The sequence below is a fragment of the Candidatus Contendobacter odensis Run_B_J11 genome (assembly GCF_000531125.1).
Taxonomy (GTDB): Bacteria; Pseudomonadota; Gammaproteobacteria; order Competibacterales; family Competibacteraceae; genus Contendibacter; species Contendibacter odensensis.
This window is the reverse complement of the sequence record NZ_CBTK010000035.1, coordinates 1-16,837: the sequence shown is the minus strand read 5'-3', so window position 1 is coordinate 16,837 and position 16,837 is coordinate 1. Positions and strand designations below refer to the sequence as shown.

Below are 16,837 nucleotides of genomic sequence, written 5' to 3'. Positions count from 1 at the left end.
GGCGTTCTCAGAGTACTCCAGCCTGTTGCATTGCCGCTCGCACCATCGGCTGAAACGATTCCGACAAGGGGGTCAGCGGCAAACGAATGCCCGGCGGAATCAGCCCCAACTGGCCGACCGCCCATTTCACCGGGATTGGGTTGGATTCGAGGAATAGCGCCTGGTGCAGCCCACTCAACCGCTCATTAATGGCTTCAGCTTGGGCGCGGTCGCCCGCCAGCGCGGCGACGCACAGCTCATGCATCAGGCGCGGCGCGACATTGGCGGTCACCGAGATCACACCCTTGGCGCCGCTGAGGATCGCTTCGGCGGCAATCCCATCATCGCCGCTGTAGACATCCATCCGCCCACCGCAACGCTGCACTAATTCCTGAATGCGCTCGAGGGTGCTGGCTTCCTTGATCCCGATAATGTTGGGGGTATCGGCCAGCCGCTCGACCGTTTCCGGCTTTAGATCGCAGGCGGTGCGCCCGGGCACGTTGTATAAAATCTGCGGAATTGCCACGCTGTCGGCAATCAGCTTGTAATGGCGGTATAAGCCTTCCTGGGTCGGCTTATTGTAATAAGGCGTCACCAGCAAGCACGCATCCGCGCCAACCTCCATGGCGCGCTGGGTCAGATGCAGCGCCTCACTGGTAGAGTTGGCACCGGTGCCGGCAATGACGGGAATGCGGCCCTTGACGTGTTCCACCACCCACTGCACCAGCCGGATGTGTTCGGCAAAATCCACCGTCGCCGACTCACCGGTCGTGCCAACGGCGATAATCCCATCGGTGCCGTTGGCGAGGTGAAATTCCACCAACTGCGCCAGCGCCTCGAAATCCAGCGCACCGTCCACCCTCATCGGCGTAACGATAGCCACCATACTGCCACGAAACATGGTCTTACGCTCTCTGTTTGCCAGCAATCGCGGCATGTTACGGATACCCGGCGGGCTTGACAAGCGCCCTCCGGGGCGGTTTTCACCCCGATTGGTTTGCCTGTACACTGGATAGAGTGTCATTCCCGTCTATTGGCCTGTAGGAAGCTCCCGCCGTGAAAAACTATTTAGTCGTTTCCGCTTTGGGTGAAGATCGCCCGGGTCTGGTCAACGAATTATCCCGCGTGATCCTGGAATGCGATTGCGGCATTGTGGATAGCCGCATGACCGTATTAGGCGGCGAGTTCGCCACCTTGTTATTGGTGCAGGGTAATTGGAACACTCTGACCAAGCTGGAAATGCAACTCAAGCGGTTGGAGCAGGCGTTGAACATGACCGTCATCACCAAGCGCACCGAGAGCCGTACTCCGACCGGCGACGTGTTGCCTTACGCCGTGGAAGTGGTGGCGGTCAACCAGCCGGGTATTGTCCACCATCTGTCCAGCTTTTTCGCCAGCCGTTCGATCAACATTGAAGACATGGTGACCCGCAGCTACAGCGCGCCGCATACCGGCACCCCAATGTTCTCGGTCAACCTGGCCATCGGCATTCCGGCTACTACCCATATCGCCCTGTTGCGCGAGGAGTTCCTGGATTTCTGCGATGACTTGAATCTGGATGCGGTGATGGAACCGATCAAGGGGTGAACGGCATGAGCGTGACGGTGGGACAAGCCGTGCCCGATTTCAGTGCGGCGGTTACCGGCGACTGCATCATTCGGCTTTCCGAACTGTGCGGGCGGCGGCTGGTCTTGTATTTCTACCCCAAGGACAACACACCCGGCTGTACCGTTGAGGGCCGGCAATTCCGGGATTTGCACCCGCGCTTTGCCGCGCTGAACACGGTGGTTTTCGGCGTTTCACGCGACAATATCCGCAGCCACGAAAATTTTCGCGCCAGGCAGGATTTCCCCTTCGATCTGATCAGCGACGGCGACGAAGCGCTATGCAGACTATTCGATGTGATCAAATTGAAAAAGAATTATGGCAAGGAAGCCTTGGGCGTGGAGCGCAGCACTTTTCTGATCGACGAAAACGGAGTGCTACGGCACGAATGGCGCAAGGTCAAAACGGACGGTCATGCCGCTGCCGTGCTGGCGGCGGTTGCAGCTCTGGATTGACATCCTCCCCGGCGAGTATTTCGTATCTTTGTTATGTCTTCTGTGGTCAATGTTTCTCCCCTGCTCATGACGATCAATTCCGCCCCAATGCCTGACTCCATCATCGAAACCGCCTCTCACCGTCAATCCGGCCGCCGGATGTTCGTACTCGACACCAATGTGCTGATGCATGACCCAACCGCCCTGTTCCGATTCCAGGAACATGATATCCACTTGCCGATGATGGTGCTGGAGGAACTGGATCACGCCAAGAAAGGTGTTTCCGAAGTTGCCCGCAATGTTCGCCAGGTCAGCCGGTTTCTGGATGATGTCATTGCCGGAGCCAGCAAGGAAGCAATTGACCGGGGATTGTCCCTGCCCGGCCTGCTGGACCTGCACGGCGAGCCAGTTAGCGGTCGGTTGTTTTTTCAAATCCGCCCCAACCGGGTCGCGCCCCCTGCCAACCTGCCGGGCAACACCCCTGACAATGATATCCTGAGCATGGTGCTGACCCTGCAACAGGATCATCCACGCGGCCAGATTACGCTGGTGTCCAAGGACATCAATCTGCGGATCAAGGCCGCCATTCTCGGCATTCACGCCGAGGACTACTACAACGATCAAACGCTCGATGACGTTAATCTGCTGTACGGCGGCACCCGCGAACTGGCAGCAGATTTCTGGGACAGCCACGGCAAGGCGCTGGATTCGTGGAAGGACAGCGGGCGTACTTTTTACCGGGTGAACGGCCCAGACCTAAAAAACTGGTATCCCAATCAGGGGTTGTTCCCGGTCGACGACAACGCCGTTTTCATCGTGCGCCAGTTGCGCGGTGAGGAAGCCGTGATCGAAATTCTCAAGGATCACAGTGCGCCTAACCATGCGGTCTGGGGCATTACCGCCCGCAATCGCGAGCAGAATTTTGCTCTGAATCTGTTGCTGGATCCCGAGATTGATTTTGTGTCGCTGCTGGGCGCGGCGGGCACCGGCAAGACGCTGCTGGCGCTGGCAGCGGGTCTAGCTCAGACCCTGGACGCCAAGATTTACCGGGAAATTATTATGACCCGCGTCACCGTGCCGGTCGGCGAAGACATCGGCTTTCTGCCCGGCACCGAGGAAGAGAAAATGACGCCGTGGATGGGTGCGCTGATGGACAATCTGGAGGTGCTGGCGCCCCGCGAAGGCGGCGAATGGGGCCGCGCCGCCACCGCCGATCTGCTGAGCAGCAAGATCAAGATTCGCTCGCTGAATTTCATGCGTGGCCGCACCTTTCAGAGCAAATATCTGATTATTGACGAGGCGCAAAATCTGACCGCCAAGCAGATGAAAACCCTGATCACCCGCGCTGGCCCCGGCACCAAGGTGATCTGCCTGGGCAATATCGCCCAGATTGATACGCCCTACCTGTCTGAAACCACCTCCGGCCTGACCTATGTAGTGGATCGCTTCAAGGATTGGCCGCACGGCGGGCATGTCACCCTGCGGCGCGGCGAGCGCTCACGGCTGGCGGAATTCGCCTCCGAGCGGCTTTAGAGGGATTTTGTATGGATAGGAACAACACGAATTCAGCGAGGTTGATTGATGCCCCTATCGTGGAACGAGATCAAAGACCGTACTCTGAAATTCTCCAAAGATTGGGATAAAGAATCTTCGGAGCGGTCGGAAGCCAAGACTTTCTGGGATGAATTTTTCAACATCTTTGGCCTATCCAGAAGGCGGGTGGCAACTTTTGAGGTGAAGGTTAAGAAGCTGGACGGCAGGGATGGTTATATCGATTTACTCTGGAAAGGAATCCTTCTTGTCGAACATAAATCACGCGGCAAGAGTCTTGATCGGGCTTACGGCCAGGCCACCGATTATTTTCCCGGGATTAAAGACCGTGACTTACCCCGCTATATCCTCGTTTCCGATTTTGCCCATTTTCGTCTTTACGACCTTGAGGAAGGCGCACAGCATGAATTTCCACTCAAGGAACTGTATCAAAACGTCCGGCTATTCGGTTTTATCGCGGGTTATCAAACCACGTCTTATCAGGAACAAGACCCGGTTAATATCCAGGCCGCCGAGCGGATGGGGCGACTGCATGACAAGCTGAAAGAGATTGGTTATGAAGGCCATCGGCTAGAGCTTTATCTAGTCCGCTTGCTGTTTTGTCTGTTTGCCGAAGATACCAGCATTTTTGAGCGCCGCCAGTTTCAAGACCTGATTGAGCAAAGCACCTCAGAGGACGGACGTGACCTCGCCCAATGGCTGGAAAATCTGTTTCAGGTCTTGAACGCCCCGCAGGACAAGCGCCTCAAGAAGCTGGATGAACAGCTTGTCGCATTCCCTTATGTCAATGGCAACCTGTTTGCTGAGCTGTTGCCTATAGCCGCCTTTGATACCGGTATGCGCCAGCTTTTGCTGGATTGTTGCGCGCTGGATTGGAGCCGGATTTCTCCCGCCATTTTCGGCAGTCTGTTTCAGTCGGTCATGGATGCCAAGCTGCGGCGGAATCTGGGCGCGCACTACACCACGGAAAAAAACATTCTCAAACTTATTCAGCCGCTGTTTCTGGATGAGTTACACGCTGAGTTTGAGCGGGTGAAAACCAACCGGAAGCGACTGGAGGAGTTTCACCAACGCCTCGCCAAGCTGCAATTCCTTGATCCCGCTTGCGGTTGCGGCAATTTCCTGGTGATTGCCTATCGGGAATTGCGCTTGCTGGAGTTGGAGGTATTGCGCGCCTTGGATAGGGGCACCGCATCGCTTGACGTCGCGCAATTCCAGATTCTCTGCGACGTGGATCAGTTTTTCGGCATCGAGATTGAGGAATTCCCCGCCCAGATCGCCCAAACCGCTTTGTGGCTGATGGACCACCAAATGAATCTGCGGGTCTCGGAGGAGTTCGGCAAATACTTTGTCCGCTTGCCCTTGCAAAAATCCGCGACCATCGTTCACGGCAACGCGCTACGCACCGACTGGCGGCCAATCGTCAAGCCGGAGGCGTTAAGCTACATTCTTGGTAATCCGCCGTTTGGCGGTAAGCAATACCAGAGCGACGAACAAAAAGCGGATATGGCGGCGACCTTTGCCGACGTGCCAAGCGCCGGATTGCTGGATTTTGTTACTGCATGGTATCGGAAGGCTGCCGATTACATGGTGGGAAATCCGGCGATCAAAGCCGCTTTTGTGTCAACTAACTCTATTACCCAAGGCGAGCAAGTCGGGGTTTTGTGGCCCGACTTATTCAAGCGAGGCGTCAAAATTCACTTTGCGCACCGCACTTTTCAATGGTCCAGCGAAGCGCAAGGCAAGGCCGCCGTGCATTGTGTGATTATCGGTTTCGCGCTACATGAAGCCGAAGAAAAGCGGATTTTCGACTACCAGACCCCACAAGCCGAACCGCATGAAGTCAAGGCCAGGAATATCAATCCTTACCTTGTGGACGCGGCGCAGGTTGTTCTTGCAAATCGAAGGTCATCTATTGCAGAGGCACCGCCGATTTCATTCGGATCTATGCCCAATGACGGCGGCTATTTGCTATTGTCTTCTAAAGAAAAAGCGGCCTTGTTGGCGCAGGAGCCAAAGGCTGCCCAATGGATTAGAAAGATTTTGGGTAGTGAGGAATTGATTAATGCTAAAGTGCGTTCCTGTCTTTGGCTGGCGGATATATCGCCGGATGAACTACGCGAAATGCCTGTTCTGCTCAAAAAGATAGAGGCTGTCCGCCGCTATCGTCTTGCGAGTATGCGGCCCAATACGCGGGAGCTGGCTGCAATACCCACCTTGTTTGGCGAGATTCGCCAACCCAAAAATCAATATTTAGCGATTCCTAAGACATCATCAGAGCGAAGGGCTTATATTCCAATAGCGTTTTTGCAACCCGATATTATTGCAAACACCGAGCTTTTCACGATTGAAGGAGCCGGTTTTTATCACTTCGGCATTTTATCGTCTGCTATGCACATGGCTTGGGTTCGCAGCGTTTGCGGACGGCTGGAAAGCCGTTATCGCTATTCAGCCGGAATTGTTTACAACAACTTCCCATGGCCGCAGACCGCGACTGAGAAGCAGAAACAGGCGATTGAGGACGCAGTGCAAATGGTTTTAGACGCGCGGGCGCAATTTCCCGATGCGTCTCTGGCCGACCTTTACGATCCCTTGACCATGCCAGCAGCATTAACCAAGGCCCACCGCAAGTTGGATACCACGGTTGACGCCGCTTACGCCAAGCGGAAATTCACCGGCGACAGCAACCGGGTAGCGTTTCTGTTTGAGCTTTACCAGCAAATCACCAGCCCGCTGGAATCCAGGAAGGCACCGCGCCGGAAGCGGGCGAAAATAAGTGCTTAAAGGGGAGGATTGAGCCATCGCCAAGCCCAGCGCATCCCGCTATCTGGTTGGCATCGATCTCGGCACCACCCACACTGTGGTTGCTTACTCTTTGGTTCCCCCTTCGGCAAAGGGGGAAGTTCTGCTGTGGTACAACCCGCCAGTAAACAATTCGCCTATTCCGAACATTGGAAAAGGGATACGGCTCGCACTTCGGTTTGCCGACACATGGGTTTATCGGGTTTTTCCAAAGTGATTAATTCATCCACACCGGCTTCAGTAGCCGCACTGACATGGAGCGCATCCAGAGGTGCAAGGTCGTATTGTGACGCCAGTCGAATCGCACGTTGAATTAACGCTGGCGTTGTCGGAACTTGCTCCGCAAAATCAAGCAGCAGTTCCATGAAAGCGATTTCAGCCGTTTGGCGATGAAAAGTAGATTTAGGCAACACTTCAAGCCGGACAAAATCACTGACCACAAAACGCCGTTGGGGGTCGTCCAGCACCGCCCGCACCCACTCCTTGGCCGATGCATTACCCCGCCAAGCCGCGATCAATACGTTAGAATCCAAATAGCTGCGACGATTACTCATCTTCGCCTCGTCGCTGTCTCATTTCAGCCAGAATCTCATCCTGAGAAAGCAACGACATTCCATTCGCTTCGGCTTGAGCGCGCAAGGCTATCAGGCGTTGCCAAAGTTCGGTGCGGGGTGGCACTTCATCGGAAACCGGAACCAACGCCTCCATCGTTTCGATTGCAGAAGAACTTTCGTTCGGGTCTACAACAACCTCGATCTGATGCTTCCCCGGTAATACACTGGCAGGCAGGTTCAGCACTAGAATTCGATTAACCGGTACTTCGCATTCAAAAGTGAAAGCCAGCATTTTCGTCAATCCTTTTCCGGTTGAAGTCGGAAAATCTAGCTTGAAAGTCGTCGCTGTAGGTTGGATTGGCATACAGCGCGTAATTTAATACCAATTCTGAATAGGTTTTCGTCATTCCCGCGAATGCGGGAATCCAGGCAGCCGCTGAAAAACTGGATACCCGCTTTCGCGGGTATGACGAACAGGGTGTTTTTTGGCCTCCGCAAAGAAAAAAACCTATCGGGAAACGGTATAACTTGCATCCTAAATTGTAGGGTTATCCTATGCCGCCTGCATAGAGATGACAACAGGGGTTATTGAGTATACTCCTGACTGATGATCGGACTCATGCGGGTCTGGAACTCCGAGAAATTGATAAACGCTTGCTAAATTCGTGTTTAGAGGTGGGGCCACGGAGCGGTGGAGAAGGCTGGAAAATCGAGTTCGATGTGCGCAGGGAGAGTTGAGGCTGTATTAGGAACCCTTCTCGCATAAGCTGTTCTAGGTTGGGTTAGCGCACAGCGCGTAACCCAACTTTTGCTTGATAAAATGATATTATATATAATACTATTCAGCTATGAACACGGCTACTAAACTCATCGAAGCCATGCAAAATAATCCGCTGGACTGGCGCATTGACCAGTTGCAGACAGTCGCACAGCAGTCTGGAATCGACTGGCGGCAACAAGGGACAAGTCATTGCGTCTTTATCCGCACTGACGGCCAGACTCTACCCGTGCCGGTGCATCGCCCCATTAAGCCAGTGTATGTCAAAAAGTTTATCGCTTTCGTGAAAGGAGCCTGAACTATGTACAATCCAGATGATTACCCGTTTGAAATTCGCCCACTCACTCTCGCCGAGGGTGGCGGATTTCTCATTTCCTACACCGATTTCTCCGAGTGTATTTCGGATGGTGAGACGATAGCTGAGGCTATTGCCAATGGACGTGATGCGCTCGTGGAAACGGTGGCGGCGTTAGAGTCAAAAGATTTTCACGTACCCGCGCCAAATAGCGGTGGCGTCGCATCTGGAAAGTTCGTGACACGGGTGCCTAAAAGTATCCATGCACAATTAACAACTCGTGCTAAGGCTGAAGGTGTATCACTCAATACCTTAGTGCTGGCTTTTCTGGCTAAAGGTTTGGGGCATCGACTTAGCTGAAAATCATCGGGTTCTTCGAGGGTTCTTGTGGAAACCGGGTCTTAGTGTCTCATCAATAAGACTTTCGGCGGATTGCTCATCAATAATAGATTGATTTTCATCGGTATTAATCCCACCACGAGCCGGCGCAGACGGGTCACCATCCGTCTTGAGAGACCTTCTCCACAAGAACCCTCGAAGAACCAAATATTTTAACGTGCAGGAGGAGATCACTATCGCTCGGTCCCATGTATCCCGTTATCTGGTCGGCATCGATCTCGGCACCACCCACACCGTGGTCGCCTACGCGGATCTCCGCACTGCCACCGAGATTCAACTGTTCGCCATTGAGCAACTCATCGCTCCCGGCGCGGTGGCGGCCCGCCCGCTGTTGCCCTCGGTGCGTTATCACCCGGTGGAAGGCGAACTGGCGGCGGCGGATCTTCAGTTGCCCTGGATCTTCACCGATCCGGGTCAAGTGGCCCACGTCGTCCTGGGTGAACTGGCGCGGGAACGTGGGGCGCGGACGCCGGGGCGGCTGGTCGCCAGCGCCAAAAGCTGGCTATCCCATGCCGGGGTGGATCGCACCGCGCCGATTCTGCCGTGGGGCGCGGCGGAGGGCATCGCCAAAGTCTCACCGGTCGCCGCCAGCGCCAGTACCCTCGCTTATCTCCGCGCCGCCTGGAATCAGCGCTTTCCCCGCCAACCGCTGGAACGGCAAGAACTGGTATTGACGGTGCCGGCTTCTTTCGACGAGGCGGGGCGAGCGCTGACCGTGGAAGCGGCGCGGTTAGCCGGGTTGCCGCAACTGCGGTTGCTGGAGGAGCCGCAAGCCGCCTGCTACGACTGGCTGCATCGCCATCGCGCCGAAGTGGCGACTGCCTTGGGCGAATCGCGGTTGCTGCTGGTCTGCGACGTGGGCGGCGGCACCACTGACCTGACCCTGATTCAGATCGAGTCTGGCGAGGCTGGCCCGCGACTGACCCGAATCGGCGTCGGCGATCATCTGATGCTGGGCGGCGACAACATGGATTTGACCCTGGCCCGCACGGTTGAAACCCGACTGGGCGGTGGACGGCTGAACGCCGCTGAGTTGTCGCAATTGTGGCAACAGTGTCGGGGCGCCAAGGAACGCTTGTTGGCGTTGGATGCGCCGGAGCGGACTTCAGTGACGGTGCTGGGCGGTGGAACCCGGCTGATCGGGGGGGCGCGTTCGGCGGAACTGAGCCGCGCCGAGGTACGGGCGCTGCTGGTGGATGGGTTTCTGCCGCCGGTCGGGAGCGCGGAGCGACCCCAGGGCCGACGGGCGGCGGTGGTCGAATTTGGGTTGCCCTATGCCGCTGATCCCGCAATCAGCCGCCATTTGGCGGCTTTTTTGGCGCAACACGCGGACGCCTCTCGCCAGGCATTGAGCGAGCGGGTGCTGGCGGATCATCCGCCGATGCCGGATGCGGTGCTGCTGAATGGCGGGGTATTTCATGGCGCGGCGTTGGCGGATCGCCTGCTGGACATTCTGGCGGGTTGGCGCGGTGAACCGTTGGCGCTGCTGGATAATCCTGAACCTGATCTGGCGGTAGCGCGGGGCGCGGTGGCTTATGGACTGGCGCGGAGCGGCCAGGGTTTGCGGATCGGCGGTGGTTCCGCCCGGAGTTATTTTTTGCGGGTGGACGGCGGAGGTCGGCAAAAACAGGGGGTTTGCCTGTTGCCACGCGGCGCCGAAGAGGGGCGGGAAATCCGGCTGGATCGCACCTTCTCGTTGCGGCTGGGCGCGCCGGTGCAGTTTCATCTGCTGTCTTCAACCGGCGATGCCGTTTATCCGCCGGGGGCGCTGGTGGAATTGGACACGGAAGAATTCAGTCCCTTGCCGCCGATAGCGACGGTGATCGAGAGCAAAACCGGGGTTGGTGAGGCGCAGGTGCAACTGACCGCGCAATTGACCGAAGTGGGAACGCTGGAGGTGGATTGCGTCGCGGTGGAATCTGCACTCCCAGGGCGCTGGCGGTTAGCATTTCAGGTGCGCGGCGACACAACGGCGCTGGCTCGCCTGCATCCGCGTTTTGGCGATGCAGCGACACGGCTGGAACGGTTTTACGGCGCTCGCGCCGCCGATGTGGAGCAAAAGGAAATCAAGGCGCTGCGCACCGATTTGGAACGGCTGCTCGGCCAGCGCGAGACTTGGGAAACGCCCTTGTTGCGGGAATTATTCGGGGTGTTGTGGACTGGTGCCCGGCGGCGGCGGCGCTCGGTGGATCATGAACGGTTATGGCTGAGTCTGGCCGGCTATTGCCTGCGACCGGGTTTCGGCTATCCGCTGGATGACTGGCGCGTGGGGCAATTGTGGACGCTGTACCCGCAGGGGGTGCAGTACGGTCGGGATGCCCAGGTGTGGGCGGAATGGTGGACCTTGTGGCGGCGGGTGGCCGGCGGACTGGATGCAACGGCACAGGCGCAATTGAGCGATGATCTGCTGCTGGAACTGCGGCCGCTGACTGGCAAAGCGGCCAAGGACAAACAGCCGGGCATCGAAGATATGGCGCGCTTGGCGGCGGTGCTGGAGCGGTTACCGGCGGCGCGCAAGGTTGAACTGGGCGCATTATTGTTAGCACGACTGGAGCGGAAGGGGGAATCATCGCAACTGTGGTGGGCGGTGGGTCGGCTGGGAACCCGGGTTCCCGCTTATGGCAGCGCCCATGATGTGGTGTCGGCGGCAACGGCGGCGGTCTGGCTGGAGCGGGTGTTGGCGCTGGATTGGAAGGCGGTGACGCCGGCGGCGTTTGCCGCGACCCTGTTGGCGCGGTTGAGCGGGGATCGCGAGCGGGATCTGAGTGAGGAGTTAAGGACGCAGGTGATGCAGCGGTTGCGGGCGGCGAAAGCGCCGATGTCGTGGTTGCGGATGATGGAAGAAGTGTTCGACCTGGATGAAGCCGATGCCGGGCGGATCTTCGGCGAGGCGCTGCCGCCGGGATTGAAGCTGGTGGGATAACTGGCTCTTTCTGAAAGAACAAAGCCGGGGATTGCGCCCCGGCTTTCTCGTTTTGGCTGATTGCCGCCGATTTCTCAGGCTTAAAACCGGTAGCTGGCCTGGATGCCGACCAGATTGCCCGAACCGTTGTAGTCGAGTCGCAGGGTATCGGTAATCAGCCCCGCCGGAGCGGGTATCAGATTGACGGTATTTTCGGTACTGGCGCTGGCGAAATCGATGTACATGTAGCCGAAATCCAGCGACAGTTGTGAACTTGGATGGTAGCTAAAACCGAGACCGATGGCGTTGCGGTTGGAATCGGGAATGCGCGGGGTGCGGTATTCAGCCGATGGGACCGGCGTCTGGTCATAGACGTAGCCGGCCCGGAAAGTCCATTCCGGGTTGTAATCGTAGCTGACGCCGATATTGAATGACCAGCTATCCTCCCAGTTTTCTTCAGTCACACTCTGGGTTCCATCGGCGAATTCCAGCTTCAACTCTTTGAACAGGCTCCAGTTGGTCCAGCGGACGCCGCCCATCACTGCCCATTGATCGTTGAGCCGCCGATAGGCGGCCAGTCCTAGCCAATCCGGCAAGGTGACGTCGGCTTTGGTAGACACTTTGCCATTACGGCCTGGAAGGTAATCGGTGATGGTGCGATCACCCTCTGCCGAGTGATTGAGCCGCGACCGGTAGCTGAAACTGACCCGGGTGTTGGGGTCGAATTCATACAGAGCGCCCAAGTTATAGCCAAAGGCCCAACCGTCGGCCTTGACCTCGACATAGCCATCCTTAGTTGGGCTGAGCGGGTTGAACAGGGCCTGAGTCAGTTTGGCATCCACATACTGGGCGCTGACGCCACCACCAATGGACAGGCTGTCATTGACCCGATAGGCAATGGAGGGATTGATATCAACCGTCAATAATTCTGAATCAACCGCATGATAGCGGCCTACCCAACCCCTGCTGTAACTGGTACTCACCGCAAAGGGCGAGGTCATGCCCAGGCCAAATCGCATCCGGTCGTTAATGTCCATCGCGAAAAAGCCGTTGGGCACCACATTGTCGGTACCACCGTCATCATTACCGAGACCCGAACTTGGAATGGTCACAAATACCGGCACGGTGCCCGGTTTAGTGAGTACGTCACCCAAATTGGCCGGCAGCCGGGTGGTTGAGCCGGCGTTATCCGCCTCGATGGAAATACCGATGAAGGTCATGCCCGCCTGCGCCTGCATTCCTTTGCTCAGCATCATGTCGGCGGGATTATAAAACACGGCGGATACGTCGTCGTTTGGCAAGCTGCCGCCGGCGAATGCCCGGCCCAGGCCGGTGACGCTCTGCTCGGTGATTTGCAAGCCTGATGCGAGGGCTGAATCGGTGGCGGCAAGCGCACTGGCCAGCCCCAGGATGAGAAGTAAGTGGCGTCTATGGTGCGTCATCGTTGTTGTACTCATTGTGATGGTCATCCAAGGATAGCGAATCGCCGCCCAATTTGCCCGGTTTACGAACTTTTTCAAATGAGGATTGTCGCGACGCCCTTTTTGATAAAGAACTTCAAATCGGGTCAACGCCATGCTTCCCACTGCGTAGCAGTCGCCGAAGGGCCGCCGCATCGAAAGGCCAGTCCAGTTCTTCGCCGGTATCTCCCCGGCGCAATACCGGAATGCGGATACCGTAGCATTCCAGCAACTCAGCATCGTCGCTGATCTCCACCTGTTGGACTGTCGCGCCGACTGCGGCCAGAATCAGGGCTTCGGCCTGCGCGCACAGATGGCAACCCAGCGTGGTGTAGAGCATCAGATTCGGCGTACTCTCCTGTTCTTTCATTACTCATCCTCTCCCGTCAACGCTCGCATAACCCATTCATCCATCGCTCCCGATGTTGTCCGGCGTGGAAGCGACTATGATTTATCATCATTCAATTCCTACTTTCATCCCGGAACCGCGCATGGTCAGACTGCTGCACGAACTCATTCTTGAACAGGCGAACCAGAATCCAGACGCTATTGCTATCGTCCACCGGCAGCTAAACCTGGATTACGCTACCCTGACCGGCCAGATCCAGGCCGTCGCACGCGGGTTGCTGGCGCTCGGTTTGAATCGGGCGGAACGGGTCGCGGTCTATCTGCCCAAGCGGTTGGAGGCGGTTACTGCCCTGTTCGGCGCCTCTCTTGCTGGTTGCGTATTCGTACCGGTCAATCCGTTGCTAAAGCCCGATCAGGTCGCTTACATCCTGCGTGATTGCAACGTGCGGATTCTGATCACCGCCCGCGACCGCGCCGAGTTACTGGAACCGCTGCTGGCGGATTGTCCCGACCTGCATACCTTGGCGCTGGTTGACGCCGAAGTTGCATTGCCCCAACGCATCCGCCATTTTCAAATCATCGGCTGGCCGGCATTGCTGGCGGCGGAGCGCGCCCGTTCGCCGGTGCCGGTGATTGATACCGATATGGCGGCCATTCTCTACACCTCTGGCAGCACCGGCAAACCCAAGGGCGTGGTATTGTCGCACCGCAACATGCTGACCGGCGCCTACAGCGTTGCCGAATACCTCGGCAATCGGGCCGATGACCGGATTCTGGCGGTGCTGCCGTTCAGCTTTGACTACGGCCTTAGCCAGTTGACGACCGCGTTCGTAGCGGGCGCCCGCGCTGTGCTAATGGATTATCTGTTGCCCCGGGACGTGATTACCATCGTTGCCCGCGAGGGCATTACCGGGTTGGCGGCAGTGCCGCCGATGTGGGTGCAACTGGCGCAACCGGAGTGGCCGGTGACAGCGGTAGACAGCCTGCGCTATATCACCAACTCCGGCGGCGCGATGCCGCGGGCGACGCTGACCGCGTTGCGCCGCGCCTTGCCCAAGACCACGCCTTATCTTATGTACGGCCTGACTGAAGCATTCCGCTCCACCTATCTGCCACCTGAAGAAATTGATCGTCGCCCCGATTCCATCGGCAAGGCTATTCCCAACGCCGAAATTCTGGTGGTGCGTGAGGACGGTACTCCCTGCGCCCCGGGCGAACCGGGCGAACTGGTGCATCGCGGCTCGCTGGTGGCGCTTGGCTACTGGAATGATCCGGCCAAGACCGCCGAGCGTTACCGTCCAGTGCCCGGTCAGAATCCCGGCCTGCCGTTGACCGAACTGGCGGTGTGGTCAGGCGACACGGTGCGGATAGATGAGGATGGCTTCCTGTATTTCATTGGGCGCAAGGACGACATGATCAAGACCTCCGGTTACCGGGTCAGCCCCACCGAGATTGAGGAAGTGCTGTACGGCAGCGGCCAGATCGCTGAAGCAGCGGCGCTGGGCATTCCTCATCCAGCGCTGGGCCAAGCGATTATTGCAGTGGTCAAGCCGTTGCGGGACGCATTTAACGAAAATGAATTGATCAACCACTGCAAACGGCAGTTGCCTAATTTCATGGCGCCGCTGCAAATCATCGCCCGCCACAGCGATCTGCCGCGCAATCCCAACGGCAAAATTGATCGCAAAAGTCTGGTCGAAGAGTTGCGCAACCTGTTCCCGGAGTCCGAATCATGAGTACGGTCAAGCCGGTGCATGCGCCGATGAGCCAGTTTCCGGTGATAGAGGACTGCCTCCAGATCGGCGGCATTCCGTTGACGCAACTGGCGGCGCGGATCGGCCAGACCCCGTTCTACGCCTATGATCGCAAGCTGCTGGCTGAGCGGGTGGCGCTGCTGCGGCGGGTACTGCCCTCGGCTATTGAACTGCACTATGCAATGAAAGCCAATCCGATGCCGGCGCTGGTGCAACACATGGCCGGTTTAGTAGACGGGCTGGACGTGGCGTCACAAAACGAGATGAAGGTGGCGCTGGATACCGGGATGAACCCGGCTGAGATCAGTTTCGCCGGCCCCGGCAAACGTCCACCGGAACTGGCTGCTGCCATCGCCGCCGCGATCACCATCAATCTGGAATCCGCCCATGAATTGGAAACCGTAGCCCGGCTGGGTCGGGAACAGGGTCGGCGACCCCGGGTGGCGGTGCGAGTCAATCCCGATTTTGAGTTGAAAGCCTCCGGGATGAAGATGAGCGGCGGGCCAAAACCGTTTGGGGTAGATGCCGAACAGGTGCCGGCGGTGCTGCGGCGGATCGGCGAACTGGAACTGGATTTTCAGGGCTTCCACATCTTTTCCGGTTCGCAGAACCTGCGCGCTGAAGCCATCGTTGAGGCTCACGACCGTACTTTTGAATTGGCGCTGCGGCTGGCAACCGATGCGCCAGCCCCAATACGGCTGTTGAACATTGGCGGTGGTTTCGGCATCCCCTACTTTCCCGGCGATACTCCGCTGGATTTGGCGCCCATCGCCGCCAATTTGGAACGCTGGCTGCCGGAAGTGAAGGCGCGGCTGCCCGAAGTGCGGGTGGTAGTAGAGCTAGGCCGTTATCTGGTTGGCGAAGCGGGGATTTACGTTGCCGAAGTAGTGGATCGCAAAGTGTCACGCGGCCACACCTTTCTGGTCGTCAACGGCGGTCTGCATCATCATCTGGCCGCGTCCGGCAACTTCGGCCAAGTGATCCGCAAGAATTACCCGGTGGTGGTCGGCAACCGGGTGGTGGGAACCGAGCGGGAAGTAGTGTCGGTGGTCGGGCCACTCTGTACCCCGCTCGATCTGCTCGCCGACCGGATGGAACTGGCGCAAGCCGAGGTCGGCGATCTGATCGTGGTGTTTCAATCCGGGGCCTATGGATTAACCGCCAGCCCGGCGGCGTTTTTGAGTCATCCGCCTTGCGTGGAAGTGCTGGTGTGATCACCGTATCTACGGTGTTTATGCGTCATATGCCAATGAGGAGGCCTAGCCATGCCCGTGGTCATCGCCGAGGAAACCCTATACGCCGCTCGCCTGAGTCCCGACCAGCTTAAACAGGAAATCGCGGTGCTGCTGTTCAACCAGAACCGGCTGACTCTCAGCCAAGCCAGCCATCTGGCGGAGTTACCGCTGCTCCGCTTTCAACACCTGCTGGCCAGCCGGGGTATTCCCGTGCATTACGACATCGCGGACTTTGAAGCCGACCTCGCCACACTGGCCGCGATCCACCCAGCGTGATCGTCGTCAGCAATACTTCGCCCATCATCAACCTCGCCTGTGTCGGGCAACTCGACCTGCTGCGCCAGATTTACGGGTCCATCACCATCCCTGAAGCAGTCTTTACCGAAATCGCCATAGCCGGTGCAGGGGAACCGGGTGCCGAAGAAGTACAACGCTCACCGTTGAGTCGCCGCCGTGTGGATTTGTGAGCAACCTCCCTGTTGCCCAAAAATCCACATGAGACTTAACCAGCCGACTTTCTAACCACGAGAGTAGACGATGCAAAGTGAAGCGAAAGCGACACACCCAAGAATGCTTAATCAGTTCTTGGCTCTGTGGGCGAAAGGAATGGCGGGCGAGGTGGTACAAGCCCTAATCCTGAGTCTGAACGACCTTTGCACTCCCGGCGAGATTACCGTTACCGTTCATCGAGAGGGTTTACACCCATGAATTCTGTTTTTGTCATCAGCAGCACGAAAAAGC

General features: G+C 57.5%; 16 protein-coding genes. 11 read left to right on the top strand and 5 right to left on the bottom strand.

All coding sequences use genetic code 11. From position 1 onward, the window contains the following. Positions 1-7: 7 nt before the first annotated feature. The gene (gene dapA, locus BN874_RS03040; RefSeq protein WP_034430763.1) at positions 8-880 is read right to left on the bottom strand and encodes a 4-hydroxy-tetrahydrodipicolinate synthase; all 873 of its coding nucleotides are present in this window, start codon (positions 878-880) and stop codon (positions 8-10) included. Between the two features lie 155 nt (positions 881-1,035). On the opposite strand from dapA, the gene BN874_RS03035 reads away from it, so the two are divergent. From BN874_RS03035 to BN874_RS03020, 4 genes are all read left to right on the top strand, one after another. Next, positions 1,036-1,566, top strand: a complete 531-nt coding sequence (locus tag BN874_RS03035) for a glycine cleavage system transcriptional repressor (protein ID WP_034430762.1) — start codon at positions 1,036-1,038, stop codon at positions 1,564-1,566. Between the two features lie 5 nt (positions 1,567-1,571). Next, the gene (locus BN874_RS03030; RefSeq protein ID WP_034430761.1) at positions 1,572-2,039 is read left to right on the top strand and encodes a peroxiredoxin; all 468 of its coding nucleotides are present in this window, start codon (positions 1,572-1,574) and stop codon (positions 2,037-2,039) included. Between the two features lie 87 nt (positions 2,040-2,126). After that, a complete protein-coding gene (locus BN874_RS03025; protein ID WP_051497356.1) occupies positions 2,127-3,551 on the top strand; it encodes a PhoH family protein in 1,425 nt (474 codons plus the stop codon). Between the two features lie 48 nt (positions 3,552-3,599). Further along, positions 3,600-6,353: a DNA methyltransferase gene (locus BN874_RS03020; protein WP_034430760.1), complete on the top strand. Its 2,754-nt coding sequence runs from the start codon at positions 3,600-3,602 to the stop codon at positions 6,351-6,353. Positions 6,354-6,508: 155 nt separating this feature from the next. Here the strand turns inward: BN874_RS03020 and BN874_RS03015 are convergent, their stop codons facing one another. Then, the gene (locus BN874_RS03015; protein ID WP_034430759.1) at positions 6,509-6,925 is read right to left on the bottom strand and encodes a type II toxin-antitoxin system VapC family toxin; all 417 of its coding nucleotides are present in this window, start codon (positions 6,923-6,925) and stop codon (positions 6,509-6,511) included. Then, complete coding sequence (locus tag BN874_RS03010; RefSeq protein WP_034430758.1) at positions 6,918-7,217, bottom strand: hypothetical protein; 300 nt, start codon at positions 7,215-7,217, stop codon at positions 6,918-6,920. Before BN874_RS03010 ends, BN874_RS03015 begins: the two co-directional genes overlap by 8 nt. Positions 7,218-7,773: 556 nt before the next feature. Between BN874_RS03010 and BN874_RS25325 the strand changes: the two genes are divergently transcribed. The 3 genes from BN874_RS25325 (at position 7,774) to BN874_RS02995 (ending at position 11,320) form a co-directional block, all read left to right on the top strand. After that, positions 7,774-8,001: a hypothetical protein gene (locus tag BN874_RS25325; protein ID WP_034430757.1), complete on the top strand. Its 228-nt coding sequence runs from the start codon at positions 7,774-7,776 to the stop codon at positions 7,999-8,001. A gap of 3 nt (positions 8,002-8,004) precedes the next feature. Continuing rightward, positions 8,005-8,358, top strand: a complete 354-nt coding sequence (locus BN874_RS03000; RefSeq protein WP_034430756.1) for a toxin-antitoxin system HicB family antitoxin — start codon at positions 8,005-8,007, stop codon at positions 8,356-8,358. Positions 8,359-8,554: 196 nt separating this feature from the next. Next, on the top strand, positions 8,555-11,320 hold the full coding sequence (locus BN874_RS02995; RefSeq protein ID WP_051497347.1) for an Hsp70 family protein: 2,766 nt from the start codon (positions 8,555-8,557) through the stop codon (positions 11,318-11,320). 80 nt (positions 11,321-11,400) lie between these two features. Here BN874_RS02995 and BN874_RS02990 read toward each other — a convergent pair whose 3' ends face one another. Together BN874_RS02990 and BN874_RS02985 are read right to left on the bottom strand one after the other, a co-directional pair. Further along, a complete protein-coding gene (locus tag BN874_RS02990) occupies positions 11,401-12,741 on the bottom strand; it encodes an OmpP1/FadL family transporter (protein WP_034430755.1) in 1,341 nt (446 codons plus the stop codon). 115 nt (positions 12,742-12,856) lie between these two features. Further along, a complete protein-coding gene (locus BN874_RS02985; RefSeq protein WP_230314310.1) occupies positions 12,857-13,129 on the bottom strand; it encodes a glutaredoxin family protein in 273 nt (90 codons plus the stop codon). Between the two features lie 121 nt (positions 13,130-13,250). Here BN874_RS02985 and BN874_RS02975 point away from each other — a divergent pair, with 121 nt between their 5' ends. From BN874_RS02975 to BN874_RS24955, 4 genes are read left to right on the top strand one after another with little or no spacing between them, the layout of a single operon-like run. Further along, positions 13,251-14,843, top strand: coding sequence for an acyl-CoA ligase (AMP-forming), exosortase A system-associated (locus BN874_RS02975; RefSeq protein WP_034430752.1), 1,593 nt, complete (start codon positions 13,251-13,253; stop codon positions 14,841-14,843). Next, complete coding sequence (locus tag BN874_RS02970) at positions 14,840-16,075, top strand: pyridoxal-dependent decarboxylase, exosortase A system-associated (protein WP_034430751.1); 1,236 nt, start codon at positions 14,840-14,842, stop codon at positions 16,073-16,075. The genes BN874_RS02975 and BN874_RS02970 overlap by 4 nt, the downstream gene beginning before the upstream one ends. 51 nt (positions 16,076-16,126) lie before the next feature. After that, positions 16,127-16,372 (top strand): UPF0175 family protein, encoded by a 246-nt coding sequence (locus BN874_RS02965; RefSeq protein WP_034430750.1) that lies wholly within the window; start codon positions 16,127-16,129, stop codon positions 16,370-16,372. Beyond that, complete coding sequence (locus tag BN874_RS24955; protein WP_034430749.1) at positions 16,369-16,563, top strand: PIN domain-containing protein; 195 nt, start codon at positions 16,369-16,371, stop codon at positions 16,561-16,563. Before BN874_RS02965 ends, BN874_RS24955 begins: the two co-directional genes overlap by 4 nt. The last annotated feature ends 274 nt before the right edge of the window (positions 16,564-16,837 follow it).

Bases quoted from the DNA above. Each gene is read 5' to 3' on its own strand.
- dapA (WP_034430763.1), bottom strand. From the start codon at position 880: ATGTTTCGTGGCAGTATGGTGGCTATCGTTACGCCGATGAGGGTGGAC.
- BN874_RS03030 (WP_034430761.1), top strand. From the start codon at position 1,572: ATGAGCGTGACGGTGGGACAAGCCGTGCCCGATTTCAGTGCGGCGGTT.
- BN874_RS03025 (WP_051497356.1), top strand. From the start codon at position 2,127: ATGCCTGACTCCATCATCGAAACCGCCTCTCACCGTCAATCCGGCCGC.
- BN874_RS03020 (WP_034430760.1), top strand. From the start codon at position 3,600: ATGCCCCTATCGTGGAACGAGATCAAAGACCGTACTCTGAAATTCTCC.
- BN874_RS03015 (WP_034430759.1), bottom strand. From the start codon at position 6,925: ATGAGTAATCGTCGCAGCTATTTGGATTCTAACGTATTGATCGCGGCT.
- BN874_RS03010 (WP_034430758.1), bottom strand. From the start codon at position 7,217: ATGCTGGCTTTCACTTTTGAATGCGAAGTACCGGTTAATCGAATTCTA.
- BN874_RS25325 (WP_034430757.1), top strand. From the start codon at position 7,774: ATGAACACGGCTACTAAACTCATCGAAGCCATGCAAAATAATCCGCTG.
- BN874_RS03000 (WP_034430756.1), top strand. From the start codon at position 8,005: ATGTACAATCCAGATGATTACCCGTTTGAAATTCGCCCACTCACTCTC.
- BN874_RS02990 (WP_034430755.1), bottom strand. From the start codon at position 12,741: ATGACGCACCATAGACGCCACTTACTTCTCATCCTGGGGCTGGCCAGT.
- BN874_RS02985 (WP_230314310.1), bottom strand. From the start codon at position 13,129: ATGAAAGAACAGGAGAGTACGCCGAATCTGATGCTCTACACCACGCTG.
- BN874_RS02975 (WP_034430752.1), top strand. From the start codon at position 13,251: ATGGTCAGACTGCTGCACGAACTCATTCTTGAACAGGCGAACCAGAAT.
- BN874_RS02970 (WP_034430751.1), top strand. From the start codon at position 14,840: ATGAGTACGGTCAAGCCGGTGCATGCGCCGATGAGCCAGTTTCCGGTG.
- BN874_RS02965 (WP_034430750.1), top strand. From the start codon at position 16,127: ATGCCCGTGGTCATCGCCGAGGAAACCCTATACGCCGCTCGCCTGAGT.